3 protein-coding genes are annotated in these 2,999 nt (G+C 46.8%); 2 read left to right on the plus strand and 1 reads right to left on the minus strand.

Annotation, left to right across the window (positions count from 1 at the left end; genetic code table 11):
* Window positions 1-235 precede the first annotated feature (235 nt).
* A complete protein-coding gene (locus PN462_RS22130; protein ID WP_272131023.1) occupies window positions 236-850 on the plus strand; it encodes a flavin prenyltransferase UbiX in 615 nt (204 codons plus the stop codon).
* A 3-nt stretch (window positions 851-853) separates the two neighbouring features.
* Complete coding sequence (locus tag PN462_RS22135) at window positions 854-1,504, plus strand: hypothetical protein (RefSeq protein ID WP_272131024.1); 651 nt, start codon at window positions 854-856, stop codon at window positions 1,502-1,504.
* A gap of 128 nt (window positions 1,505-1,632) precedes the next feature.
* Here PN462_RS22135 and PN462_RS22140 read toward each other — a convergent pair.
* The coding region (locus PN462_RS22140; protein WP_272131025.1) for a serine/threonine-protein kinase at window positions 1,633-2,999 on the minus strand (1,367 nt) is incomplete at its 5' end.

Consider the following 2,999-nt stretch of genomic DNA (forward strand, 5'->3'; position numbering starts at 1 on the left):
AAATTGTAGAACGAGACACCGTTGTTTCAGACACTTGTGAGAGACATTTTCTCCCCCTCTCCCAAGGTTGGGAGAGGGGGTTGGGGGGTGAGGGCGACTCCAAACCGCCATATCTCGTTACCCACCTTGACAGGGCTGGTCATAACCAGCCCAGTAAAATCAGAAACCCGGTTTCTCCCCCCTTCCGTAATCACAAAGAACCAACAACAAAGAACCAAGAACAAAAAAACAACCCATGACCGATAAACCCCTAATCTTAGGCATCAGTGGGGCCAGTGGCCTCATCTACGCCGTTCACGCCATCAAATACCTCCTCGCCAGCAACTACACCATTGATCTCGTCGCCTCCAAAGCCAGTTACCTCGTCTGGCAGTCCGAACAAGACCAACGAATGCCCCCAGACCCCCAAGAACAAGAGCAATTTTGGCGGGAACAAACCGGAATCCCCAACCAAGGCAAACTACGCTGTCATCGTTGGGGAAACGTCGGTGCAACCATCGCCAGTGGATCATTTCGTACCCTCGGCATGATCGTCATTCCCTGTAGCATGAGTACCATCGCCAAAATTGCCAACGGCATGAGTTCCGACCTTCTCGAACGGGCCGCCGACGTACAACTTAAAGAAGGCCGTAAACTGGTTGTCGTCCCCAGAGAAACCCCCTTTAGTCTCATTCACCTCAAAAACCTCACCACCCTCGCAGAAAGCGGCGTAAGTATCGTTCCCGCCATTCCTGCTTGGTATCATAAACCCCAGACCATCGAAGACCTAGTAGATTTTGTTGTTGCTCGCACCTTTGATCAACTAGAGATCGACTGCGTACCCCTAAACCGTTGGCAAGGTCAAGATTAAATTATGCTACTACTTTTACTATTAATCTCCTTCTTCGTAATCCTAGTCCTCGAAAATTGGACTCCCTCCCTCTCTCTCGTCTTCTTTGGCAGTCGTACCATCGCCCTCCCCCTTTCCCTATGGATATTAGGGGCAATATTTGCCGGCCTCCTCACCAGTTTACTCATTCAATTCCTTAACCGTCGTCCCCTCCCCCTCACCCCCAACCCCTCCCCCAAACCTCCCCCCCGCAACCGCAACCGTCGAGAGGAGTACGAAAACCGCACCCGCATTCAAGATGAACCCCAACCCCGGTCCCAACCCCGTTCCGACTGGGAAGACCCCCCCTCACCAGACTGGGAAACCTCTACTGTTGACGATGGGTGGGATATAGAACGCCCCCCCGAAGCATCCACTATCCCCCGTCCCAATTTCTCTAGAGATAAAGAAGCAACCCGCAGTTATGAAGTCCGCAAAAAGCCTGTAAAGGACTCCCAAAAAGGGACGGTTTACCGCCAACGGTATCAGGAGGGAGAGGAGAAACCAGAGGAACAGCAAGAGCAACAATCAGAATCTTCTAATCAAAACAATATTTACGAAGCAGATTATCGCGTTATTACGCCCCCCTATCGTAAAAAAGAAGATAGTTCAAATGAAGAAGAATGGGAGTTTTAATAATTAGCCATTAACAATTAACAATTCATATTAGTATGTGATAGGAGGGAATAGGGCATAGGGAAAGGGAGTAGAGTATTTTTGGCTCACTTGAAGAAACCTAGTTTAAAAGTGTTTTATCTCCCTTATTAAGATAAAACCTTTATTCGCGCAATATTCCATTGCTGTTGACTCTCATTCCATCTTAAATAAAAGCGAATAGATTGGGGAGTTGTATTCCCTTGCTTCATAAAATAATTATAGCTTGTCTCAACAATCGCATTCTCTGGATTTACCTCAACTGTTTCTATGGTTTTTAGTCCCACTCGTTCCACAGAATCCCACCAATCATAATAGGATAAATACCCATTTGGATGTAACCCAGAATCGTCTTGAATCTCTGACGGTAGCATCTGCCAAGATTCATAATATTGTTCATTATTAATATTACTATAATAAGATTGAACCACCGTTTCTGGATTAGGACGAGTGACAGGATTATTCGGTGGAGTTTCTTCGTTACTCGGTGGCGATTCTGGAGTTTCAATAGTTACAGAGGGGGAAGGGGTGGGGGTGGGAGTAGGAGGTGCTTGAGAGGGGGGTTGAGGGGAAGGTGAATTTATTGGTTGTTCCGTATCTTCTGCGGGAGTTTCTGTCGAGTTATCAGCAAAACGAGGTCGAGTTAATCCCCAAACTAGGGAGGCACTAATGAGAATTGCTGCTCCTAAAATTGCCACAATAATACTGAGATTATTGTTGGTCTTTTGGGGGATTTGTTGAGGGGGTTGGGTTGGTGTTTGTCCTCCTACAGGGACGGTTTTGTATTGACTTGCGGGAGGGGATTGAACAGTGGGGGGAGGCATTGTTTGGCCATGGAGTGCATTGAGCATTTCTCTGGCACTGGGAAAGCGTTCTCGTGGATGCGATCGCATTGACTTATCGAGAATTTCTGCTAAACTATTAGATAAACTGGGTAAAGTATGCCGCCATGTAATCTCCCCTGTTTGAGGGTCAGTGGTTAATTCTCTCGGAAACTTCCCCGTTAATAAATAAATGGCTGTTAGTCCTAACGCATATAAATCACTCGAAAAGACCGGACGGCCTATATTTTGTTCCGATGGCATAAATCCCGGAGTTCCCACTACAATGGAGTTAACCGTGTTTCCCGATGGAGTTGCAACGGTGGTCATGGTTTCCCGGACTGCACCAAAGTCAATTAAAATAGGTTTGCTGTCTGAGTGACGCAAGAGAATATTATCGGGTTTAATATCGCGGTGAATAATGTTGCGACTATGCACATATTCCAAGACTGCTAAAAGTTGGCTGAGAATATCCCTAACTCTATCTTCGCTAAATGTTCCTTGTTGTTGGACTTGTTGGGTGAGGGTGTCCCCTTCAATGTATTCTTGGACTAGATAAAATTGTCCGTCTGCTTCAAAATAGGCGTAGAGGGTGGGAATTTGGGGGTGATGTTCCCCTAATTCTTCTAGGATAGCGGCTTCTCTGGCGAAGCGAT

Source organism: Spirulina sp. CS-785/01 (assembly GCF_028330525.1).
In the GTDB taxonomy this organism is placed as follows: Bacteria; Cyanobacteriota; Cyanobacteriia; order Cyanobacteriales; family Spirulinaceae; genus JAQMSD01.